Origin of the sequence: Methylocystis sp. (assembly GCF_051061285.1) — a bacterium.
Taxonomy (GTDB): Bacteria; Pseudomonadota; Alphaproteobacteria; order Rhizobiales; family Beijerinckiaceae; genus Methylocystis.
Genome location: NZ_JBPFEA010000016.1, coordinates 90,360 through 110,527 on the forward strand (window position 1 = coordinate 90,360; position 20,168 = coordinate 110,527).

At 64.9% G+C, this 20,168-nt stretch carries 24 protein-coding genes and 2 tRNA genes; 16 read left to right on the forward strand and 10 right to left on the reverse strand.

Annotation, left to right across the window (positions count from 1 at the left end):
* Positions 1-205: 205 nt before the first annotated feature.
* Positions 206-526 carry a TIGR02300 family protein gene (locus ACR65T_RS05850; protein WP_434495600.1) on the forward strand — a complete coding sequence of 107 codons (321 nt, stop codon included), beginning with the start codon at positions 206-208 and terminating at the stop codon, positions 524-526.
* Between the two features lie 22 nt (positions 527-548).
* Here ACR65T_RS05850 and ACR65T_RS05855 read toward each other — a convergent pair whose 3' ends face one another.
* The 4 genes from ACR65T_RS05855 to ACR65T_RS05870 all read right to left on the reverse strand — a co-directional run bounded on the left by ACR65T_RS05855 (position 549) and on the right by ACR65T_RS05870 (position 1,856).
* Positions 549-671 (reverse strand): hypothetical protein, encoded by a 123-nt coding sequence (locus tag ACR65T_RS05855; protein ID WP_256364808.1) that lies wholly within the window; start codon positions 669-671, stop codon positions 549-551.
* Positions 672-797: 126 nt separating this feature from the next.
* On the reverse strand, positions 798-980 hold the full coding sequence (locus ACR65T_RS05860) for a hypothetical protein (protein WP_123176691.1): 183 nt from the start codon (positions 978-980) through the stop codon (positions 798-800).
* A 371-nt stretch (positions 981-1,351) separates the two neighbouring features.
* Positions 1,352-1,425 (reverse strand) — tRNA-Gln (locus tag ACR65T_RS05865).
* 44 nt (positions 1,426-1,469) lie between these two features.
* Complete coding sequence (locus tag ACR65T_RS05870) at positions 1,470-1,856, reverse strand: HU family DNA-binding protein (RefSeq protein WP_123176692.1); 387 nt, start codon at positions 1,854-1,856, stop codon at positions 1,470-1,472.
* 33 nt (positions 1,857-1,889) lie between these two features.
* Here ACR65T_RS05870 and ACR65T_RS05875 point away from each other — a divergent pair, with 33 nt between their 5' ends.
* A complete protein-coding gene (locus tag ACR65T_RS05875; RefSeq protein WP_434495601.1) occupies positions 1,890-2,105 on the forward strand; it encodes a hypothetical protein in 216 nt (71 codons plus the stop codon).
* A gap of 173 nt (positions 2,106-2,278) precedes the next feature.
* Here the strand turns inward: ACR65T_RS05875 and ACR65T_RS05880 are convergent.
* Positions 2,279-2,352: transfer RNA gene (locus ACR65T_RS05880), tRNA-Gln, on the reverse strand.
* Between the two features lie 99 nt (positions 2,353-2,451).
* Between ACR65T_RS05880 and ACR65T_RS05885 the strand changes: the two genes are divergently transcribed.
* From ACR65T_RS05885 to ACR65T_RS05895, 3 genes are all read left to right on the forward strand, one after another.
* Entirely contained in the window at positions 2,452-2,601 is a 150-nt protein-coding gene (locus ACR65T_RS05885; protein WP_434495602.1) for a hypothetical protein, read from the forward strand.
* A complete protein-coding gene (locus ACR65T_RS05890) occupies positions 2,598-3,692 on the forward strand; it encodes a Ppx/GppA phosphatase family protein (RefSeq protein ID WP_434495603.1) in 1,095 nt (364 codons plus the stop codon). Before ACR65T_RS05885 ends, ACR65T_RS05890 begins: the two co-directional genes overlap by 4 nt.
* 238 nt (positions 3,693-3,930) lie before the next feature.
* Positions 3,931-4,455, forward strand: a complete 525-nt coding sequence (locus ACR65T_RS05895; protein WP_434495604.1) for an RNA pyrophosphohydrolase — start codon at positions 3,931-3,933, stop codon at positions 4,453-4,455.
* A gap of 22 nt (positions 4,456-4,477) precedes the next feature.
* On the opposite strand, the gene ACR65T_RS05900 is transcribed toward ACR65T_RS05895, so the two are convergent.
* Positions 4,478-5,851 carry an RsmB/NOP family class I SAM-dependent RNA methyltransferase gene (locus ACR65T_RS05900; protein WP_434495605.1) on the reverse strand — a complete coding sequence of 458 codons (1,374 nt, stop codon included), beginning with the start codon at positions 5,849-5,851 and terminating at the stop codon, positions 4,478-4,480.
* Between the two features lie 127 nt (positions 5,852-5,978).
* Here ACR65T_RS05900 and ACR65T_RS05905 point away from each other — a divergent pair, with 127 nt between their 5' ends.
* Positions 5,979-6,185: a DUF1674 domain-containing protein gene (locus tag ACR65T_RS05905; RefSeq protein WP_434495606.1), complete on the forward strand. Its 207-nt coding sequence runs from the start codon at positions 5,979-5,981 to the stop codon at positions 6,183-6,185.
* A gap of 39 nt (positions 6,186-6,224) precedes the next feature.
* On the forward strand, positions 6,225-7,034 hold the full coding sequence (locus ACR65T_RS05910) for a cyclase family protein (RefSeq protein WP_434495607.1): 810 nt from the start codon (positions 6,225-6,227) through the stop codon (positions 7,032-7,034).
* A gap of 5 nt (positions 7,035-7,039) precedes the next feature.
* Here the strand turns inward: ACR65T_RS05910 and ACR65T_RS05915 are convergent, their stop codons facing one another.
* Complete coding sequence (locus ACR65T_RS05915; RefSeq protein ID WP_434495608.1) at positions 7,040-7,837, reverse strand: dienelactone hydrolase family protein; 798 nt, start codon at positions 7,835-7,837, stop codon at positions 7,040-7,042.
* Between the two features lie 327 nt (positions 7,838-8,164).
* On the opposite strand from ACR65T_RS05915, the gene ACR65T_RS05920 reads away from it, so the two are divergent.
* The 4 genes from ACR65T_RS05920 (at position 8,165) to ACR65T_RS05935 (ending at position 13,313) form a co-directional block, all read left to right on the forward strand.
* Positions 8,165-10,096, forward strand: a complete 1,932-nt coding sequence (locus tag ACR65T_RS05920) for a potassium transporter Kup (protein ID WP_434495609.1) — start codon at positions 8,165-8,167, stop codon at positions 10,094-10,096.
* Positions 10,097-10,246: 150 nt separating this feature from the next.
* A complete protein-coding gene (gene trpA, locus ACR65T_RS05925; protein ID WP_434495610.1) occupies positions 10,247-11,113 on the forward strand; it encodes a tryptophan synthase subunit alpha in 867 nt (288 codons plus the stop codon).
* Positions 11,110-11,976 (forward strand): acetyl-CoA carboxylase, carboxyltransferase subunit beta, encoded by an 867-nt coding sequence (gene accD / locus ACR65T_RS05930; protein ID WP_434495611.1) that lies wholly within the window; start codon positions 11,110-11,112, stop codon positions 11,974-11,976. Before trpA ends, accD begins: the two co-directional genes overlap by 4 nt.
* A gap of 20 nt (positions 11,977-11,996) precedes the next feature.
* The gene (locus ACR65T_RS05935) at positions 11,997-13,313 is read left to right on the forward strand and encodes a bifunctional folylpolyglutamate synthase/dihydrofolate synthase (RefSeq protein ID WP_434495612.1); all 1,317 of its coding nucleotides are present in this window, start codon (positions 11,997-11,999) and stop codon (positions 13,311-13,313) included.
* Between the two features lie 48 nt (positions 13,314-13,361).
* Here the strand turns inward: ACR65T_RS05935 and ACR65T_RS05940 are convergent, their stop codons facing one another.
* On the reverse strand, positions 13,362-14,045 hold the full coding sequence (locus tag ACR65T_RS05940) for a type 1 glutamine amidotransferase domain-containing protein (RefSeq protein ID WP_434495613.1): 684 nt from the start codon (positions 14,043-14,045) through the stop codon (positions 13,362-13,364).
* A 179-nt stretch (positions 14,046-14,224) separates the two neighbouring features.
* Here ACR65T_RS05940 and ACR65T_RS05945 point away from each other — a divergent pair, with 179 nt between their 5' ends.
* From ACR65T_RS05945 to ACR65T_RS05965, 5 genes are read left to right on the forward strand one after another with little or no spacing between them, the layout of a single operon-like run.
* Entirely contained in the window at positions 14,225-15,370 is a 1,146-nt protein-coding gene (locus ACR65T_RS05945) for a (5-formylfuran-3-yl)methyl phosphate synthase (RefSeq protein WP_434495614.1), read from the forward strand.
* Positions 15,357-15,995: a uridylate kinase gene (locus ACR65T_RS05950; RefSeq protein ID WP_434495615.1), complete on the forward strand. Its 639-nt coding sequence runs from the start codon at positions 15,357-15,359 to the stop codon at positions 15,993-15,995. The genes ACR65T_RS05945 and ACR65T_RS05950 overlap by 14 nt, the downstream gene beginning before the upstream one ends.
* A complete protein-coding gene (locus ACR65T_RS05955; protein ID WP_018409685.1) occupies positions 15,995-16,552 on the forward strand; it encodes a flavoprotein in 558 nt (185 codons plus the stop codon). The genes ACR65T_RS05950 and ACR65T_RS05955 overlap by 1 nt, the downstream gene beginning before the upstream one ends.
* 12 nt (positions 16,553-16,564) lie before the next feature.
* On the forward strand, positions 16,565-17,986 hold the full coding sequence (locus tag ACR65T_RS05960) for a DUF6513 domain-containing protein (RefSeq protein ID WP_434495616.1): 1,422 nt from the start codon (positions 16,565-16,567) through the stop codon (positions 17,984-17,986).
* Positions 17,970-18,548 carry a DUF447 domain-containing protein gene (locus ACR65T_RS05965; protein WP_434495617.1) on the forward strand — a complete coding sequence of 193 codons (579 nt, stop codon included), beginning with the start codon at positions 17,970-17,972 and terminating at the stop codon, positions 18,546-18,548. The genes ACR65T_RS05960 and ACR65T_RS05965 overlap by 17 nt, the downstream gene beginning before the upstream one ends.
* Before the next feature lie 30 nt (positions 18,549-18,578).
* On the opposite strand, the gene ACR65T_RS05970 is transcribed toward ACR65T_RS05965, so the two are convergent.
* Both ACR65T_RS05970 and fae read right to left on the reverse strand, forming a co-directional pair.
* Positions 18,579-19,613 (reverse strand): hydantoinase/oxoprolinase family protein, encoded by a 1,035-nt coding sequence (locus ACR65T_RS05970; RefSeq protein ID WP_434495618.1) that lies wholly within the window; start codon positions 19,611-19,613, stop codon positions 18,579-18,581.
* Positions 19,614-19,679: 66 nt separating this feature from the next.
* Positions 19,680-20,168 (reverse strand): formaldehyde-activating enzyme (gene fae / locus ACR65T_RS05975; protein ID WP_434495619.1); only part of this gene is annotated, 489 nt, incomplete at its 5' end.

Consider the following 20,168-nt stretch of genomic DNA (forward strand, 5'->3'; position numbering starts at 1 on the left):
TCGCATCCCCAAATATTAATAGCGGTTTCTGCGAGCTTCGCGGCGTCATCTCGAAATATTGTCAGCCGATCGTCTTCGCCGTGCTAACACTCCGTGGCCACTGAACTGGCAGAGAGACGCTTGGCGCCGAGTCGTCCCCAGGGGCGATAGCAATACACCCTGCCGCGCCAGCGCCCGCAGTCCGAACTTCGAAGGGATAGACTCAATGGCCAAAGCTGAACTTGGCGTGAAGCGCCGATGCCTGACTTGCGCAACTGCTTTTTACGATCTCAATCGCCTGCCGATCGTCTGCCCAAAATGCGCCGCGGCCTTTCAGGTCGTGGAGGTCTTGCGTTCGGCGGCAAGGCGACCTTACTCGGCAGGTTTCGCCAGGCCCGCGCCAATCGCGCCGGTCATCCAACCGGTCGTCGATGATGTTCTCTTGTCAACGGCTGATGAGGAGGAAGACTCAACGGCCGATGAGGAAGAAGAGAGCATTGATGAGGTATTGGAAGAAGCGGATGTCGTCGAAACCGCCACCGAATAAGCTGCTGACGTTCTGACGCCGCTTAATCGAGGCTTGGATCGATCCCTGCCAAGGACAAGGCGAAGACGACGATGCACAGGGCGAGCGCAACCGTGACGCCGACAAGCGGCGCGGCAAAGCTTGGGAGGTTTTTGAAGAAGCGCATGAACCTGTTCGCCTGAGAAAGATCGCGATCTAAATGGCGAGCCGTTAAGAGTAGGTTTATTGACCGCTGTCAAGTGGGAAAGCGAAGCTCGGCGACCGCCCATCGACAATTTGCCCTATCAACCGTTTATTTGCGCCGTGTTCGACGCCAGGCGTTGAATATCCAGGCGCCGACGAGCAGCACTAAAAGATAGACGATCGCCGCCAGAGCCAGTTCCGGGAGCTGATCCGCCACCGCCGGCCAAAAAAGGAAGGCGAGGAGCGTGACGACTCCTGCGACAAGGGCAGCCAAGAGCGCATCGTAATGCATCGTCCGCGAAGCCTCCGACCTGAACGCCAGTCCGATGAACTCGGTTCTGGCCCGACGTGGACTGGATCAATCTCCTTCAGGAAACGTCGCGGCCTGAAATCACGCTTGGCGGCGCCAAAAACATAGCGGCAAGCCGTCTGCGCGCCGTCAGAAGAACCTGATCATATACTTTTCTCTCCATCAATTGCTTGCGCAAAAAGCGTAGGCAAAAAAACTTACCGTCGCGACATGCGCGCGTGGGAAGTCGTGTTGGGCGAAAGTGCAGCTCGTTATCGAAAATACCGAGGCGGTCGTTTTTATTGATCGCGACGCAACAACTTTAAAGCGCGACCGCCTGAAGGCAGAATTCGGCGCCGAATTTTGGAAATTCTTGGCTGGGGGACCTGGATTCGAACCAAGATTAACGGAGTCAGAGTCCGCTGTTCTACCGTTGAACTATCCCCCAACGGCGCCGCGCCAACACAACGCGACGACCTGGTCGATGGCGCTTTACTTCGTCGCCGCCGACTTCAGTTTGGAGAGCGGCCGGATTTTGACGCGCACGCTTGCGGGCTTGGCGGCGGCTTTGACCATCTCGCCCGTCGCGGGATTGCGAACCAAAGTCCCCGCCTTCCGCGCCGGCACCTTGCGAAGGGTCGCTTTCAGAAGGCCCGGCAGGGTGAATTCGCCCACGCCGCGCGGGTGAACTGACCCGAGAAAAACACTCTCCAACGTCGCATAGACGCCCACCGCGGTCTTGCGAGGAATGTCATTTTCCTCGGCAATCCGGTTGATGAGCGCCGATTTCGTAAATGTCTCTTTGATAGGCCGAATGGCGGCAGGCTCAGCCTTGCTGACCTTCCTGCTCGCCGCCTTCACCGGTTTTCCTCTAGCCATAAGATGTCCTTTACTAGATAAGCGCCTGCATTATTGCTCATCCGCACAGATGCGATTGCTAACGATTTCATTGGTGATTCGCAAATTCTGCGCAGCAATTGCAAGCGGCGGAAGATGTCGGGCTTCAACAACAATACTGAAGCCATCGCCAAGAAGGAGATTGTGGCGACGATCTTCGACAAAGGCCCAGGCCTCTTCGAAGAAAACAACGCTCATTGGCGCTCGGGGGCGAACAGCCGCAGCGCCTGACGGCCATGCCCTGGTTCGTCCATCCGTCGCGAGGTTGAACTCGCCGCGCTTACGGTCAGCGCGCATGGGGCGCACGGTTCAAGGGCGAGCAAGAGCCCACAGCGCGCGACTCGCCCCGAACGAGACGATCCCGAGGCTGAAAATCAGCTTCCTGTCCGAAATGCTTGAGCGATTGGCTGGGGGACCTGGATTCGAACCAAGATTAACGGAGTCAGAGTCCGCTGTTCTACCGTTGAACTATCCCCCAAACGGCCCCGCGCTGAGCGCGCGCGAACGGCTGGTGACTTAGAGAGCGCCGCCGACAGTGTCAACCGGCCGCCGCCCAACGCCGCCGCGCGCGCTTTTAATGCTTGCAGGAAACGCCCTTGCGGGCGGCGCGCCGATCCTGCATGAAAGAAATTTACGCCAGCATCGCGGCGTTACGATGATCGCCGCTCCGCTTCCGTCGATGCGGCGCGAGGTGGGACGGAGCGGCTTCGCGGAAGGGATCGAGTGAGGGAAACCGGTCTACCCTCTACGGCGTCGGCCTCGGCGCAGGCCGCGCCCGAGCTTCACTTAAACCCCGGCGTCGCTTCCGGCGCGCTCGACTCGCGCCATGTCTACGCCGCGCTCGACCTCGGCACCAACAACTGCCGGCTGCTGATCGCCCGGCCCGAGCACAGGCCGCGGCGGCGCAACAATGATTTTTTGCGCATCATCGACGCCTTCTCGCGCATCGTGCGGCTGGGGGAAGGCCTCGGCAAGGCTGGCCGGATCAGCGAGGAAGCGATCGAGCGCACCATCGCCGCGCTCCAAATCTGCCGCGAGAAAATGGATGCGCGCGGCGTCACCCGCGCCCGGCTTGTCGCGACCCAGGCGTGCCGCAGCGCGGCGAATGGCGATGAATTCGTCGAGCGCGTCCGCGAACGCACCGGGTTGCAGCTCGAGATCATTGACCGCGAAACCGAGGCGCGCTTCGCCGCCCGCGGCTGCGGATCGCTCGCCGATCCGGCCGCCGAAAGCGTGCTGCTGTTCGACATTGGCGGCGGGTCCACCGAGCTCGTGTGGCTGGCGCGCGAACGGCGCAGCGAAAATGGCGCTTACGCCTTTCGCGCCTGGACGTCGCTCGAACTCGGCGTCGTGACGCTCGCGGAGCATTTCGGCGGCCGCTGCGTTTCGGCCGAGACGTTCGCGGCCATGGCGCAGCAGGTGCGCGAGACTCTCGCCCCCTTCGCGCGGCGCATGGCCTCGGAGCGCCGCTGTCCGCGCTTCCATCTTCTGGGCACTTCGGGAACGGTCACCACCCTGGCCGGCGTCCATCTTGGGCTCGAGCGTTACGATCGCTGGCGCGTCGACGGCTTGTGGATGAGCGACGATGACGCAACGCGGGCGATCCTGCGGCTGCGGGAGATGGATTTCGATGAGCGCGTCGCCAACGGCTGCATCGGACCGCAACGCGCCGATCTCGTCCTTGCCGGCTGCGCGATTTTCGAGGCGATTCGCGCGCTTTTTCCGGCGCAGCGGACGCGCATCGCCGACCGGGGGTTGCGGGAAGGCATGCTGCTGGAGCTGATGGAAGCCGACGGCGCGCTGACGCGGCGCGTCTAGAGCGCGTTGCGAAAAAGTGGGAACTGGTTTTTCGCATAGAGCGCGCTCTAAACTTTGGGAATCGATCACGCTATCTGCATTTGGGCGATTCCGCCCAAATGCAGCGTGATCGAGCAGCTCGACGGCGGGCGCGCGGACGGGCAGAAGTGTCCGCGGCATAATGCGAACGCTTGGGGGAGCGGATGACAGACGCAATGGATGGAGCGCGCCAGCATGGGCCGCGCCGCGAGACGGGGCGATGAGCGGCCGCGGATTGTATCGGCCCTGCGTCGGCGTCCTGTTGCTCAATGCGCAGGGCCTGGCCTTTATCGGGCGGCGGCGCGCGAAAGGCGCCCATGACCAGACCCGCCCGCCCTATCTCTGGCAGATGCCTCAGGGGGGCATCGACGAGGGCGAGACGCCCTATGAGGCGGCGCTGCGCGAGCTTCACGAAGAGACCAATGTGTCGAGCGTCGCCCTTCTCGCCGAGGCTCCAGACTGGCTTTGCTACGATCTGCCCAGAAACAACAACAACCGCTGGAGCGGCAAATATGTCGGCCAGATCCAGCGCTGGTTCGCGCTGCGCTTCACCGGCGACGAAAGCGAGATCGATATTCATGCGCCGGGCCACGGCGCGCACAAGCCCGAATTCGACGCCTGGCGCTGGGAGACGCTTTCGGCGCTGCCGGAACTCATCGTGCCGTTCAAGCGGGTCGTCTATGAGCAGGTGGTGAAGGAATTCTCGCCCCTGGTCGCGGCGCCCGATTCCTTATCGAGCACCTGATTCCATGTGATCGGGAAGCGCCCTAGGCCGACCGCAAGAGCCGCGCGGCGAAGAATCCGTCGATGCCGGCAAGACGCGGATCTTCATTTGGCCAGTAATGCGGCAAGGTGCGCAGATCGCCGTCTCGATTGATGAACTCCTCCGGGACGCCCTCGCCAGGATCGATCGGCATTCGGCGGAAATCCGGATTGCGGCGCAAAAACGCCGCGATCTGATATTCGCCTTCCTCCGGCTCCAGCGAGCAAGAGCAATAAACGATGCGCCCGCCCGCCCGCGTCAGGAGCGCCGCGCGATTGAGCAGCTTTGTCTGCAAGCTCGCGAGCGTTTCGATGTCGCCCGGCTTCTTGGTCCAGGGCACGTCGGGATGGCGGCGGATCGTTCCCGTCGCCGAACAGGGCGCGTCAATCAAAATCGCGTCGAAAGGCTGCGCCTGATAGGCGGCGGCGTCGCCGACAGCAACTTCCGCGTGTAACTGTAGCCGTGCGAGATTGGCGGCGAGCAGCTTCAGGCGCTCCGCCGAACGGTCCAGAGCGACCACCTGCGCGCGGGCAAGCGCCATCTGCGCCGTCTTGCCGCCAGGCGCGGCGCACATGTCGAGCACGCGCTCATCCGGCCGCGGCGCGAGCAGGCGCGCCGGCAGAGCGGCGGCGGCGTCCTGCACCCACCATTCGCCGTCCCCATAGCCGGGAAGTTCGCTGATCGGCGCGTGGCTGCGCAGCCGCACCGAGCCCGTCGGCAGCACGACGCCGTCGAGCCGCTCCGCCCAGCCCTTGGGATCGTCTTTAACGGACACGTCGAGGGGCGGTTCGAGCATGTGCATCGCCGCGATGGCGCGCCCAGCGTCTTCGCCATAATGCTTGCGCCAGCGCTGCGCCAGCCATGGCGGCGCATCATGCTCGCCGCTTGCGGCGACGTCTAAGAATTCCTGCCGCCGTCGCGCGAGATTGCGCAACACGCCGTTGACGAGCCCGCTAAAGCCGGCGGTTTTCGGTTCAAGGCGCGCCGCGCGCACCGCGAGATCGACGGCGGCGTGATCGGCGGCGTCGAGAAACAGGATTTGCGCGGCGGCGGCGATCAGCGAAAACTCAAGCCGCGCGGCCTGACGCGGCAGCCCCTTTTCGAGGAGCTCGGCGAGACTGTAGCGGATGAGGCCGAGCCGACGCACCGCGACCGTGACGATCGAGCGCGTGAGCGACACGTCGCGGGCGTCGAGCCCGGAGAGGCGCGAAGGAACGGCGTTCGCCGCGAAACACTCATCGAGACGATGGCCGCCCTGAACGATGTCGCCGATGATGTTGGCGGCGGCGAGGCGCGCCGGCAACCCGGGAATCTTCGCCGCTTCCGCCTCCCGCACCGCTTCGGCGGGCACGAAGCCTTGCCGGGACCCTTGACGCATTGATTTGGTCCGGGCGGAAATTGATCTACTGTCGCTGTTCGCCAAACGGCTTCCTCCCTCCGCGACCAAGCCGAATCATAGCACAATAGGCGCGGCGGCGGGCGACGAATGCACACAGGAACGGACCGTGTCGAAGGCAGGAGACGCAGCAAGTTCGACAGAGCGGCCCGCGCAGCCGCCGCCGGCCGCGCAGCGCGCATTGGCCGAAGCGCAGGCGCGTCGCCGCGAGGCGGCGCAAGCTCCTGCTCCGCCGCAAGAACTTGGCGGCCGCGGCGGACCCGACCCGGCGCGCTACGGCGACTGGGAAGTCAAAGGAATTGCTAGCGATTTTTGATCAGCTGCGCGCGAGCGCGTTTCTGGAGAGCGTACCGATATGAAAAAAAAAATAGCGTTAGGCGGTCTGTTTCTTTGTCTGACGTTCTCCGCCGCCCAACTGGAGCCGGCGCAAGCGCAGAGCCTCGATCTCACGTCGAGCAAGGTCGTCGACCTCACTCACGCCTTCAACGCCGAAACCATCTACTGGCCGACCTCGCCGTCGGGTTTCGAGCTCAGAGTGCTGCACAAGGGACCGACCAAGGCAGGCTTCTTCTATTTCGCCAACGCCTTCTGTTCGCCGGAGCATGGCGGCACCCATCTCGACGCGCCGATGCATTTCGCCGAGGGCCGCTGGACAAACGCCGAAATTCCGGTCGAGCGTTTCGTCGGCCCGGCGATCGTCATCGACGTCGCCGCCAAGGCCGCGGCGAACCCGGACTATCTGCTGACGATCGAAGACATCGCCGTCTGGGAGGCGGCGCATGGCCGCATTCCGGACAAAGCGATCGTGCTGCTGCGCACCGGATGGAGCGCACGCTGGCCCGACAAGAAGGCCTATCTCGGCGACGACACGCCGGGCGACGCCACACATCTCCATTTCCCGTCTTTCGGGCCTGAAGCGGCGGCCTGGCTCGCGAAAGAGCGCCGCCCCAACCTCATCGGCGTCGACACGGCGAGCGTCGACAACGGGCCGTCACAGGATTTTTTGGTGCACAGGATCATCGGCGCCGCCAATATCGGCGGGCTTGAGAACCTCACCAGCCTCGACCAGTTGCCGCCAACGGGCGCGATTCTCGTCGCCTTGCCGATGAAGATCGAAAAAGGCTCGGGCGGCCCCGCCCGCATCATTGCGCTCGTCCCGCGGTAACGCGGTTACCCGACGCCCTTCGCGCGCAGGAAGGCCAACGCCTTTTCCCAAGCGTCGCTGGCGACGTCTGGCCGATAGCTGTCGCGATAGTCAGCGAAGAACGCATGCGGCGCGTCGGCATAGACGATGATCTCGGCGGGCGCCCGCGCCTTCTTCAGGCGCTCGCGCATGGTCTCGATGAGTTCGACGGGAATGCTCGGATCGGCGCCGCCGTACAGCCCCAGCGTCGGCGTTTTCAGCTCCCCCGCGATGTCGATCGGCCAGCGTGGCTGCGCCGGCGTATGCGGCCCATCAAGCCGCCCGTACCAGGGAATGCAGGCGAGGAGCCGGGGATGATGCGCCGCATAGAGCCAAGCGATGCGCCCGCCCCAGCAAAATCCGGTGATCGCCGCGCGTCCGGCGTCCCCGCCTTTCGTCGCGGCGTAAGCGAGCGCCAGATCGAATATCTCCATCGTCTCGGCGTCGGGAACCTTGGCGACGATGGCGCGAATCGCCTCTATGTCTGGCGCTTCTTGCGGGTCCCCGTAGCGAATGAGGAAGTCGGGCGCAATGGCGAGAAACCCGAGCTTCGCGAACCGCCGCACGATGTCGCGGATATGTTCGTGCAGGCCAAAGATTTCCTGCGCCACGAGAATAATCGGGAAATCGCCGCCGGTCCGCGGGCGGGCGATATAGGCCGGCGCGCCGCCCGGCAGCGTCGTCATGCCCGCCTCAAGCCCCTCCACGTCCGTGGCGATGGCGCTTGGCGCGGGCGCGCCCGCCGCGTGGGCGAACCGGGCGGGGTTGTTCGAAGGCAAGGTCACGAGGCCTCCTACAGAGCTGACGTCGGGGATTAGCTATGAAAAGGACGGGCTGTGTCCAGCCGGCCGAGCACGACGCCGTCGGGTCGACGTTAAAGTTCCGACCGCCGCGAACGCCATCCCGAAGGCGTCAAGAGTCTGGCGCGCCAATATCGCGCCGCAACCGCGACTTCTCTTTGTGCGCGAAACCGCGTATATCGCCGCACCGTATCGGCGGACCCACGCCGAAGGAGAGGAAGCCTTGGAGCCCTCGTTCTCGTCCCCGGCGAGCGCCCTCTTCCGAGACCGTCGACAAGCGGCGCGGCGCGCTCCTCTCAAAGGAAACCTTCCATGATGCAGCGATCCGACGCCGGTCCCGCCTCCGGCGGCGAAGGGACGCAAGCTGCGCAACACGGGGACGAGCGTGCGAAGGGCGGGCTCGTCGGCCTCATCATCGGTTCGATCGGCGTCGTCTATGGCGACATCGGCACCAGCCCGCTGTATGCGCTGCGCGAGTCGCTCGCCCATCAGGTGGAGCATGACGCGCTGACGGAGGAGTCCGTCGTCGGGGCGATTTCGCTGCTCATTTTTGCGCTGATTTTCACGGTGACGATCAAATATGTCATCTTCGTCATGCGCGCCGACAACCGCGGCGAAGGCGGCATTCTTTCTCTGATGGCGCTGGCGCAGACCGCCATGGGCCGGCGCACGAAAGTCGCCTTTCTGCTCGGCGTCGCGGGCGCGGCGCTCTTCGCTGGCGAGGCGATCATTACGCCGGCCATCTCGGTGATGTCGGCTGTTGAAGGCCTGGAGCTCGTCACTCACCGCTTCAGCGAATTCGTCCTGCCGATCACCATCTTCATCCTTGTGACGCTGTTTTGGGTGCAAAGTCACGGAACGGCGCGAGTGGCGGCTTTCTTCGGGCCCATTATGATCGCCTTTTTCCTGACCATTGGCGTGTTGGGCGCGATGCATATTCCCGAAGCGCCACAGGTGTTGCGCAGTTTCGATCCGCGGCAAGGCATCGCTTTTCTCGTAACCCACGGCTGGCTCGGCTTCGCCGTCCTCGGCTCGGTTTTCCTCGCGGTCACCGGCGTCGAGGCGCTTTACGCCGACATGGGTCATTTCGGCCGCGGACCGATCCGTACGGCCTGGCTCGGATTCGTGTTGCCGGCGCTGCTGCTCAACTATCTTGGCCAGGGCGCGCTCGTGTTGTCGCGCCCCGAAGCCGTCGGCAACCCGTTCTTCCTGCTGGCGCCGGACTGGGCGCTTTTGCCGCTTGTCGTCCTTTCGACGCTGGCCACGACAATCGCCGCGCAAGCGGTGATTACCGGAGCCTTCTCGCTGGCGCGGCAAGCCATTCAGCTCGGCCTCATTCCACGACTCGAAGTCACGCATACGTCGGCGTCGCAGGAGGGCCAGATCTATATCGGCCGCATCAACCGGCTGCTGCTCATCGGCGTGGTGCTGCTCGTCATCGCCTTTAGGAGCTCATCGGCGCTTGCGTCCGCCTATGGCATCGCGGTCACCGGCACCATGGTGCTTTCGACGTCGCTGCTGTTCATCGTCGCCTGGCGCAAATGGGGCTGGCCGCTATTCGTATCGATCCTCTTCGCGGCCTCTTTCCTGGTCGTCGAATTCGCCTTTCTGGCCGCCAATCTGATGAAGGTCAAAGACGGCGGCTGGGTGCCGCTCGCGCTCGGCGGCTGCGTCATGATCATCATGTGGACCTGGACGCGCGGCACGCGTCTTCTCGCCGAGAAAACCCATCGCGACTCCATTCCGATGATGGAGCTCATCGCGATGCTGCAGAAGTCGAAGCCGACGCGCGTGCCCGGCACGGCGGTCTTTCTGACCAGCGATCCGGCTGTCGCGCCGACGGCGCTGATGCATAATCTCAAGCACAACAAGGTTCTGCACGAGCGCGTGCTGGTGATCTGCGTGAGAACGGAGGACCGGCCGCGCGTCGCGCCAGGCAAGCGCTTTGAAATCGATAAGCTCAGCGACGACTTCTACCGCGCGACGCTGCACTATGGCTTCATGGAAAGTCCGCGCGTTCCGGCCGCGCTCGCCGCCATGCGCAAGGCCGGGTTCAAATACGACATCATGACCACGAGCTTCTTCCTGGGCCGGCGCTCGATCAAGGAAAGTCCCTCATCCGAAATGCCGGTGTGGCAGGATAAGCTCTATGTCGCGCTCACTCGGCAAGCCGCCAACGCCACGGACTTCTTCTCGATCCCCTCTGACCGAGTCGTCGAACTGGGCGCGCAAGTGACGATTTAGCGCGCGCGAAAACAGTGGACGGGAGGGGGTCCAGGCACTAAGCAACGGCGGCCCCCGCGTGGCGCGCGTAAGAGCCGAAAAGGGCCGGCGGCGCCCGGTCGAGAGGGCTTTTTGAAGATTTCGCCGCCTTACGAAGGACGTCTGTCGCTTATGCCCACCCGTATCGATGATCGCTTCGCCGCCCTCAAGAAGGAAGGGCGCGCCGCCCTCGTGACCTTTGTAATGGCCGGCGACCCGGATCTCGCGACGTCGCTCGACATTTTGCGTGGCCTGCCCGGCGCCGGGGCGGACGTCATCGAGGTCGGCATGCCTTTCACCGATCCGATGGCGGATGGGCCGGCGATCCAGGCGGCGGGCCTGCGAGCGCTCAAGGCGGGGACAACGCTCAAGAAGACCTTGAAGCTCGTCGCCGACTTTCGCGCCGGAGACGACGCCACCCCCATCGTGCTGATGGGCTACTACAATCCGATCTATGTTTACGGCGTCGACGCCTTCCTGCGCGACGCCCGGGACGCCGGCGTCGATGGCCTGATCGTCGTGGACCTGCCGCCCGAGGAAGACGCCGAACTCTGCGTTCCCGCCCGCAGCGCCGGGCTGAACTTCATTCGCCTGGCCACGCCGACGACCGATGACAAGCGGCTTCCCAAGGTGCTCGAAAATACAAGCGGCTTCGTCTACTATGTGTCGCTGACCGGCATCACCGGCGCGGCGCTTGCCGACTACGCCGGCGTCAGTCAGGCGGTTGCGCGCATCAAGCGGCACACGGCGCTGCCGATCGCCGTCGGATTTGGCGTCAAAAATGCGGAGAACGCCGCCGAGCTCGCCCGTAACGCCGATGGCGTCGTGGTCGGCACGGCGCTGGTCCAAGCGCTTAAGGCCTCGCTCGACGCCGAGGGCCGCGCCGGACCTTCCAGCGTTGGCGCTGTGACGGGGCTCGTCGCGTCCATCGCCGAAGGCGTGCGCGACGCTCGCCCTAAGGGCGGCGTGATGAGTTGGCTGACGAGGCTCGTGTCATGAATTGGTATTCGAACGTCGTCCCGCCGAAGATCAAGGCGCTGATCAAGCGCGAAGCGCCGGAAAATCTCTGGGTGAAATGTCCCGAGAGCGGCCAGCTCGTCTTCCACAAGGACATCGAGGCCAATCTCTATGTCGTGCCCGGGTCGGGCTACCACATGCGCTGCCCGGTCGAGACGCGGCTCGCCAGTCTTTTCGACGACGCCGAATGCGAACTGCTTCCGACGCCGGAAGCGCCCTTGGATCCGCTCAAGTTTCGCGACATCAAGCGTTACGTCGACAAGCTGAAGGAATATAGAGTCAAAACCGGCATGGCGGACGCCGTGACGATCGCCTTCGGCAATCTCGAAGGCTCGCCGGTCACCGTCGCCATTCAGGACTTCGAATTCCTGGGCGGCTCGCTTGGCATGGCGGCCGGCGAGGCGATCATCGCCGGCTGCGAACATGCGCTCGCCAAGCGCACGCCTTTTGTGATCTTCACGGCGTCGGGCGGCGCGCGCATGCAGGAGGGCATGTTCTCGCTCATGCAGATGCCGCGCACGACCATCGCCGTGCAGCGCCTGCGCGAGGCGCGCCTGCCCTATATCGTCGTGCTGACCAATCCGACGACGGGCGGCGTCACGGCGTCCTACGCCATGCTCGGCGACGTGCAGATCGCCGAGCCCGGCGCGATCATCGGCTTCGCCGGCGCCCGCGTCATTGAGCAGACGATCCGCGAGAAGCTTCCCGAGGGCTTCCAGCGCGCCGAATATTTACGCGATCACGGCATGGTCGATATGGTGGTGCCGCGTCAGGAGCTGCGCCAGACGCTGGCGCGCCTGTGCGGTCTCCTGACCAAGTCGCCGCCGCGACGCGCCGCCGCCTGATATCGCGAGGCGCAGCCGCAATGGATCAGCATGACGCGATCCTGTCGCGACTGCTCACGCTTCATCCAAAGAAGATCGATCTGTCGCTGGGGCGCACGGAGCGGCTGCTCGCCGCGCTCGGACGACCGGAGCTCAGACTGCCGCCCGTCATTCACGTCGCCGGAACCAACGGCAAAGGCTCGACGATCGCCTTTCTGCGCGCGATGCTCGAAGCCGCCGGCAAGCGCGTGCATGTCTATACGTCCCCTCACCTCCTGCGCTTCAACGAGCGGATTCGTCTCGGCGCCGACGGCGGCGGAACGCTTGTCGACGACGAGCGTCTGAACGCGGCGCTCGAACGCTGCGAACAGGCGAACGCGGGGCAGCCGATCACCTTCTTCGAGATCACGACGGCGGCGGCCTTTTTGCTTTTCGCCGAAGCGCCGGCCGACTGGCTGCTGCTCGAGACGGGCCTCGGCGGGCGCTATGACGCGACCAATGTCATCTCGCAGCTCAAATGCGCCATCATCACTTCGATCTCCCTCGACCATCTCGAATTTCTCGGCGATACGGTCGAAAAGATCGCCCATGAGAAGGCCGGAATATTGAAGAAGGGCGCGCCGGGCGTGATCGGCTTCCAGTCGGAGCCGGTGGCGAGGGCGCTGGAGCGCGAGGCGCGACGCGTCGGCGCGACGCCGATCGTCGCCGGGCGCGACTTCCACATCTGCAACGAGAACGGGCGCCTCGTTTATGAGGACGAGCGCGGCTTGCTCGATCTGCCGCTACCGCGGCTCGCCGGACGCCACCAGCATGAAAACGCCGCCGGCGCCATCGCCGCCCTGCGCGCCGTCGCCCCGGAGATTCCGCCCGCGGCGGTCGAGGCGGGGCTGACGCGCGCCGAATGGCCGGCGCGGCTGCAGCGGCTCATACGCGGGCGCATCGTCGATCTCGCCCCGCCCGGCGCCGAGGTGTGGCTCGACGGCGGCCATAATGAGGATGGCGGCCGCGTTCTGGCCGAGGCCATGGCGGAGTTCCACGACAAGGCCCCGCGCCCGCTGGCGCTGATCTGCGGCGCGCAAACGACCAAGGACATTCGCGCGCTGCTCAAGCATTTCGTCGGACTGGCGCGCGAGGTCGTCGCTGTGCCGGTCGAGGGCGAGCATAAGAGCTGGCCGCCCGAGGATGTGGCGAGCCTCGCCAGGGCTGAGGGGATGCCCGGCGCCGCGGCGGGGGGCGTCGAGGAAGCGCTCGCGATCCTTTCGATGCGCCGCTTCGACGCGCCGCCGCGCGTGTTGATCGCAGGTTCGCTTTATCTCGCCGCCTCGGTGCTGGCGGCCAACGGTTCGGTGGTGGAATGAGCCGCGCCCGTTTCGCCCGCGCCGCCACATCGCCGAGAGAGCCGGGTCTCAGGCTTTTGTAAGCGCCTCCACAAGCTTGCGGGCCGCCGGACCGGAGGAAGCCGGGTTCTGGCCCGTGATCAACTGGCCGTCCCGGACGACATACGGGGCCCAGTCCGCCGCCTTCGCGAAGCGCCCGCCCTTCGCCTGAAGCTCGTCCTCGACAAGGAACGGAACGACGTGGGTGAGGCCAACCGCCTCCTCCTCTCCGTTGGTGAACCCGGTCACCGTCTTGTCCGCGACCAGCGGCCGGCCGTCGGGACCTTCGACATGGCGCAGCACGCCCGGCGCGTGGCACACGAGCGCGATGGGTTTGCCGGCGCCGATGAAGGATTCGATCAGCCTGATCGAATCCGGGTCCTCGGCGAGGTCCCACATCGGCCCATGGCCGCCGGGATAGAAGACCGAGTCGAAATCGTCCTGACGGACGCTGTCGAGCCGCGCCGTGTCGGCGAGGCGCGCCTTGGCCGCCTCGTCCGCTTGGAACCGGCGGGTGAGATCAGTCTGAAATTCGGGTTCATTGCTCTTTGGGTCCAACGGCGGCTGACCGCCCTTGGGCGAGGCAAGCGTGATCTCGGCTCCGGCGTCGAGAAACACGTAATAGGGCGCAGCGAGCTCTTCCAGCCAGAAGCCTGTCTTTCGGCCTGTGTCGCCGAGCCTGTCGTGCGAGGTGAGGACGATGAGGATTTTCACGGATTTCTCCTGTTTCGGGGAGCATGTTCGCATGCTTGGGGTTGCGAAAAAATGACGCAATGGTCCGGCGGCGCCCAGCGCGAGCAGGAGGGTAGGCGCGCGAGGCCACTTGGATTCGGGAAAAATTTGCTCCACAAGCGCTCCGATGCGCGTTGCGCAACGACTGGAGCCAAGAACTCATGACCCTGATGTTGGCGAGCGTTCTTTCCCGCGAAGAGGCGGAGATCGCCCTCTCGCGCGGCGCTGACATCATTGACTGCAAGGCGCCCTCGCGCGGCGCGCTGGGCGCCCTACCCCTGGACACCGTCGCTGAGATCGTCGCCTTCGTCGACGGCCGCCGCCCGGTCAGCGCCGTCGTCGAGCTGCCGCACGACGTCGCGCATGCGCTGCGCGACTTTGAAGAGGTCGTCGCGGCAGGCGTCGATTATGTGAAATTCGCCCTGCCGGCGACGCCCGACGCCGTCGAGATCATCGAGGCGCTGGCGCCGCTGACCGCAAAAACAAAGCTTGTCGCCGTCCTCTTCGCCGATCTCGGCCCCGAATTCGACACTCTCGAGCCGCTGGCCGGCGCCGGCTTTCATGGCGCGATGCTGGATACCGCGCATAAAGGCAAAGGCCGACTGGTCGACTTTATGAGCGTCGGCGCGCTGTCCGAATTCGTCGCGCGCTGCCGTGAGCTCGGGCTCGCCTCAGGACTCGCTGGGGCATTGGAGCCTCCCGATGTGCCGCGCTTGCTCGTCACCGGAGCGGACGTGCTTGGCTTTCGCGGCGCGCTCTGCGCGCATGGCGAGCGGCGCGCCGCCATCGACGCCCGCGCCACGACGCTGATCCGCGATTTGATCCCTTCGACACGAGGCGCACACGCCGATTTTCACGCCCACTGGTCGTTCCTCGGCCGCGGCTATATCGAGCCCGCCGGCGCGAACGACACCGATTGCGTGTTTCTCAAGGATTATGTCGCGCCCGTCGAGATCGGCGCCTACGCCCACGAACACGGCCATACGCAGCGTGTGCGGTTCAACGTGGAAGCGGACGTGACCCGCATCAACGGCTCCGACGACATGCGCTCGATCTTCTCCTATGACGTGATCATGGACGCAATCAAAATGATCCTCGCCGGCGGCCATATCGAGCTGGTCGAAACGATCGCCGAGCGCCTCGCCGAAAGCGTGCTGCTGCATGAGCGCGTGCGATCGGTGACCGTGCAAGTTGAAAAGCTCGACGTTGCGCCCGGCGCTGTCGGCGTGAGGATAAGGCGCGCCCGCGCCCATGAAGAGGCGCGTCGCCTGCAGCCGGCGCCGATGCGCATCGATGCCGTCAAGTAGCGCGCCCCTCGTCGTCAAATTGGGCGGAAGCCTGCATGCGTCGCCGACGCTCGCCGATTGGCTTGCGGCGCTGAAGCGCTATCCGCGGCCGCTGACGATCGTTCCCGGCGGCGGACCTTTCGCCGACGCGGTGCGCGCCGCGCAGCCTGCATTAGGCTACGATGATAAGACCGCGCACGCCATGGCGGTTCTGGCGATGGAGCAATATGCGCTGGCGCTCGCGAACCGTGACGACTCGTTGGAGCTCGCGGCCTCTCGTGACGCAATCGCAGCGGCGCAGGCGCGAGGACGAATCGCGCTTTGGCGGCCGAGCGCCATGGTCGCCGCGGCGGACGATATCGCGCCCTCCTGGGACGTCACCTCCGACAGTCTCGCCGCCTGGCTTGCCAAAAAAATGGGCGCTTGCGCGCTGGCGCTTATCAAGAGCGTCGATGTCGGCGATGGCGCCTTACTGAGTGAGATTATGCGCAAGGGCGTTGTCGATTCGGCGCTTCCGGATTATCTCGATGGGACGCCGCTCTTCCTCGCCGGCCCTTCGTCTCTCCCGCACGCCGCCGCGCTTCTTGCCGACGGCGTCGCGCCGGGCGCAGCCATCGCAAATTTTCCAACGCGGAAGTTCGCCTGATGACCAAAAAGAAAGTAGTCACGCCGCGCTGGGGTTGGGCGCTCACCGGATCTGGGCATTTCTTCACCGAATGTCTCGAGATGATCCGCTCGCTCGATCACGTCGATCTCTTCGTCAGCAAGGCGGCGGCGGAAGTCGTGCGCATGTATAAGCACGATCTCGATCTGCCGGAGACGGTTCGCATCTTTAAGGACACCACCGCGAGCGCCGCGCCGGTCGGGAATTTCTACTACAATTTTTATCACACGCTGGTTCTCGCGCCGGCGACCTCGAACACCGTCGCGAAATGCGTCGCCGGCATTTCCGACAACCTTGCGACGAATGTCTTCGCGCAGGCCGGCAAATGCCGCGTGCCGACGATCGTCTTCGCCTGCGACACCGCGCCCGAACTCGAGACGCGCGCGCCCAAGGGCATGGTGATGGTCTATCCGCGCCGCATCGATTTGCAGAACACCGACGCGCTCAAATCCTTCGAAGCGACGCAGGTCGTCGAAAGCCTCGCGGCGCTGCAGGAGGCGGTGGAGCGCCGCCGTCGCGAAGTCGAGCCGCAACCCTAACGAAGTCTCCGCATGAGCGAGCGCCTGCTGTTCCTCACCGGCCATCTTGCACTGCCGCGGTTGGAGCGCATGGTCGCGAGCTTCGGCGAAGCGGCGCAGGCGTGGCGTATCCACGACATTGGCGTAAAGGTCGCGGCGCTGATGACCCAGGAGATCATTCAGCGTCGCCTGCCGCGCCCCGTGCAGGCCGACCGCGTCATATTGCCGGGACGCTGTCGCGCCAATCTCGCCGTGCTGACCGAGGATTTCGGCGTCGCCTTTGAACGCGGGCCGGAAGAGATCGCCGATCTTCCCGCCTATCTCGGGCGCGGCGGCGCGGCGCCGGATCTCTCGCGCTACGACATGCAGATTTTCGCCGAGATCGTCGACGCGTCGAAGATGAGCGTCGCGGATATTTCGATCAAGGCGCGCGAACTCGCCAGCGGCGGCGCCGACGTCATCGATCTCGGCTGTCTGCCGGACACGCCTTTCAATCATCTCGAGGAAACGATCGCGGCGCTCAAGGCCCACGGCCTGAAGGTGAGCGTCGACTCGGCCAATGTCGCCGAGCTTGAACGCGCGGCGAAGGCCGGCGTCGACCACCTCTTGAGTTTGGACGAAGCAACGCTGTCGATCCTTCCCGACAATTCACCCATTATTCCGATTCTGACGCCGCGGCCGCACGGCGATCTCGACTCGCTGCAGCGCGCCGTGCGCAACGCGCGCGCGCGCGGAATCAACGCCATTCTCGATCCGATTCTCGATCCGATTCATTTCGGCCTTGCCGCCTCGATCGCCCGCTACGTCGAACTGCGCGCGCGCGAGCCTGAGGCCGAGATCATGATGGGAACGGGCAATCTCACGGAGCTGACCGACGCCGACTCCGCCGGCGTCACCGCGGCGATGCTCGGCATATGTTCAGAGCTCGACATCCGGCATCTGCTGACGGTGCAAGTGTCGCCCCATACGCGACGGACGCTGCAGGAGCACGATGCCGCGAGGCGGTTGATGTTTGCGGCGCGCGCCGACCGCGCGCTGCCAAAGGGCTATAGCGACGCCATGCTGCAGATCCACGACCGCAAACCTTACGCCGCAACGCCGGAAGACATTGCCGCGCTTGCGCGCGAACTGCGCGATGCTAATTTCCGCATAGATGTGACGCAGGACGGCGTGCATATCTACGCCAAAGGGCTCCACCATGTCGCGGCGGACGCAATGGCGCTCTTCCCGTATCTTGCCGTCGAACATGACGGCGCCCACGCTTTTTACCTTGGCGCCGAATTGATGAAAGCCGAGATCGCCTACAAGCTCGGCAAGCGCTATCGTCAGGACGAGCCGCTCGACTTCGGCGTCGCGACGGACGTCAACGAAGAGGACGCGACCCGCTTCAAGGAGATGGGTCACACGATGCGCAAAGCGGGCCAGGGACCTGCGAAAGATGCCTCTGATACATGAATGCGTCGTCACGACGCTGTCGCCGGAAGGTCGACCGCATATCGCGCCGCTCGGACTGATCGAGGAACACGGCTTCTGGATCGCCGCGCCGTTTCGTCCCTCCTCGACCCTATTCAATCTCACGCATAATCCCAAAGCGACGGCGAGCTTCACCGACGACGCGCGCATTTTTGCCGGACTCGTCGCCGGCCAACGCAATTGGCCGCTCACCGACATCGAGGGCTGGCCGGCGCCGCGCCTTTCCGCCGCGCTGGCGCATGCCGAACTCATCGTCGCGCGCGTCGAGGAGCACGAATCACGGCCGCGCTTCTTCTGCAGAGTGAGGCGAATTGAGTCGCATCGCGCCTTTCTCGGCATGAACCGAGCGCGCGCCGCCGTGCTGGAAGCGGCGATTCTCGCGACGCGGCTCGACATGCTGCCACGCGAAAAGATTGAGAGCGAACTCGCCTATCTGCGGATCGCCATCGACAAAACTGCCGGCGACGCCGAGCGCGAAGCCTGGAACATGGTGATGGAGAAAATTGACGCTCATCGGCACGCCAAAGCAGGCGCGGCGCACTAGGCGACGTTGCCTTGCGTGCCTTAAGGGGCGCTACGACGGATCGAGCAGCGCCAGCGCCGAGGCCGGCGCGCAATTCGCCGCTTTCTCGGCCAACGCCGCCGGCGCCGCGATCAGATCGGCGAAATCGATGAATGTCCGGCCTTGCCGATGCGCCAGACGCGCTGCGAGTTTGCGGCCGACGCCGGCGCCGACGACCGGCGCATTGAACGTCAGCGCGTCGCGCGATTCGACCAGCGCAATCTGATCTTCGATGGCGCGCAATTGCGCGCGCGCAAGATACTGCGCGAAGGCGCGCCATTGCGCATCACGCAATTCGGCGGCGTCGCGCCCGGCCATACGCGCCAGCCGCGCTCGTGACGCCGCAATCGTCTTCGGGCGTCCGTCCGCCGTCAGCGATAGGTCGGCGTCGGTTTCGCCTTCGGGGAGATCGCCGAGCACGCGCCGCACGTCGGCCATTGACGCAAAGGCCTCGTTGACGAGCGGCGTCCATCGTCCGGCGATCGGCGCGCGCGCCGCATAGGCCTGAGGCGCGCCGCGTGAAAATCCGGCATAGGCGAGTTCGCCATAGGCGAGGCGGTCGGCGTCGCTCGCCCCGCGCGCCGCGACACGTCCGGCGCAAATCGGCGCAAGGTCCGTCGTCGTCGATCCGATGTCGATGAACAGCGCCTCGACGCAATGGCGCGCGACGAGTTCGGCCGAGGCGCGCCAATTGGCCGAAGCGACGGCGTCGACATGGGCGCCGATCTCGTCGCGGCTGATGAAACCGCGTTCGCCGGCGTAAAAAAGAATGTCAGAAACGCCGATCTCACGCGCTGCGATGGCGGCCACCGTTACGACGCCGCGCGACCGACTTTCGAACGCGTCGGAGAGTTCCGCCGTCATTGTGACGTGATGACGCTCAGCCTCGCCGAGCGCTGCGCGCACGGCGCGAAGCGCCTGTTCCAGGCTGGCGACGCTTTCATGCGGGGCGCAGGCGATCTGCACGACCGCCGTGAGGCGCCCGTCATCCGCGCGCGCCGCCTTGACATGGGCGCCGCCGATATCCCAGCCGATGACCGCCGCCATCCGCCTCTCCCAAAAGAAAAAGGGGAGCCGCGCGGCCCCCCTTCAATTTCGAAGATGCTACGCGATTCAGTTCGGCGCGAAGGGGTGCTTGGCTTCGTTGCGCTTGGCGACGACTTCCGAAGCCTTCGGCTCGCCCTTGACGGCGCGGGCGATGGCTTCCTTCGTCGCGGTATAATTGTAGTCCTGGATCTTCTTGTCGTCCGAAGCGTCCCAGTGAATGAACACGCCGACCGCAATGAAGATGTCGTCGGCTTCGTCGACCGGGATCACGCCCTCGGCGACCGAATCCGCGACCGCCTTGGCGACGCCATGCTGCGCCGGGCCGAACATCTGCACCGCCTGCTTGGCGCCCTTGATCGTCACCTTGTTGAACAGGATCGTGTTGGGCTTGCACAACAGGTTCGGCGCGACGACCGCGAGCAGCGTCGTGAAGCCGTCCTTGTTGTTGACGAGCGCATTGGCGAAGGCGAGCTCGGCCGCCGAGCCGCGCGGACCCATGATCAGATCGATATGCGCAACTTCATTGCCGTCGCCGACCAGCGACTCGCCGACCAG

Coding starts and splice junctions, on each gene's coding strand:
- ACR65T_RS05935 (WP_434495612.1), top strand. CDS start 11,997: ATGGATCAGCATGACGCGATCCTGTCGCGACTGCTCACGCTTCATCCA.
- ACR65T_RS05965 (WP_434495617.1), top strand. CDS start 17,970: ATGCCTCTGATACATGAATGCGTCGTCACGACGCTGTCGCCGGAAGGT.
- ACR65T_RS05900 (WP_434495605.1), bottom strand. CDS start 5,851: ATGCGTCAAGGGTCCCGGCAAGGCTTCGTGCCCGCCGAAGCGGTGCGG.
- ACR65T_RS05885 (WP_434495602.1), top strand. CDS start 2,452: ATGCTTGCAGGAAACGCCCTTGCGGGCGGCGCGCCGATCCTGCATGAA.
- ACR65T_RS05850 (WP_434495600.1), top strand. CDS start 206: ATGGCCAAAGCTGAACTTGGCGTGAAGCGCCGATGCCTGACTTGCGCA.
- ACR65T_RS05950 (WP_434495615.1), top strand. CDS start 15,357: ATGCCGTCAAGTAGCGCGCCCCTCGTCGTCAAATTGGGCGGAAGCCTG.
- ACR65T_RS05860 (WP_123176691.1), bottom strand. CDS start 980: ATGCATTACGATGCGCTCTTGGCTGCCCTTGTCGCAGGAGTCGTCACG.
- ACR65T_RS05945 (WP_434495614.1), top strand. CDS start 14,225: ATGACCCTGATGTTGGCGAGCGTTCTTTCCCGCGAAGAGGCGGAGATC.
- ACR65T_RS05910 (WP_434495607.1), top strand. CDS start 6,225: ATGAAAAAAAAAATAGCGTTAGGCGGTCTGTTTCTTTGTCTGACGTTC.
- ACR65T_RS05855 (WP_256364808.1), bottom strand. CDS start 671: ATGCGCTTCTTCAAAAACCTCCCAAGCTTTGCCGCGCCGCTTGTCGGC.
- accD (WP_434495611.1), top strand. CDS start 11,110: ATGAATTGGTATTCGAACGTCGTCCCGCCGAAGATCAAGGCGCTGATC.
- ACR65T_RS05970 (WP_434495618.1), bottom strand. CDS start 19,613: ATGGCGGCGGTCATCGGCTGGGATATCGGCGGCGCCCATGTCAAGGCG.
- trpA (WP_434495610.1), top strand. CDS start 10,247: ATGCCCACCCGTATCGATGATCGCTTCGCCGCCCTCAAGAAGGAAGGG.
- ACR65T_RS05920 (WP_434495609.1), top strand. CDS start 8,165: ATGATGCAGCGATCCGACGCCGGTCCCGCCTCCGGCGGCGAAGGGACG.
- ACR65T_RS05895 (WP_434495604.1), top strand. CDS start 3,931: ATGAGCGGCCGCGGATTGTATCGGCCCTGCGTCGGCGTCCTGTTGCTC.
- ACR65T_RS05960 (WP_434495616.1), top strand. CDS start 16,565: ATGAGCGAGCGCCTGCTGTTCCTCACCGGCCATCTTGCACTGCCGCGG.
- ACR65T_RS05870 (WP_123176692.1), bottom strand. CDS start 1,856: ATGGCTAGAGGAAAACCGGTGAAGGCGGCGAGCAGGAAGGTCAGCAAG.
- ACR65T_RS05955 (WP_018409685.1), top strand. CDS start 15,995: ATGACCAAAAAGAAAGTAGTCACGCCGCGCTGGGGTTGGGCGCTCACC.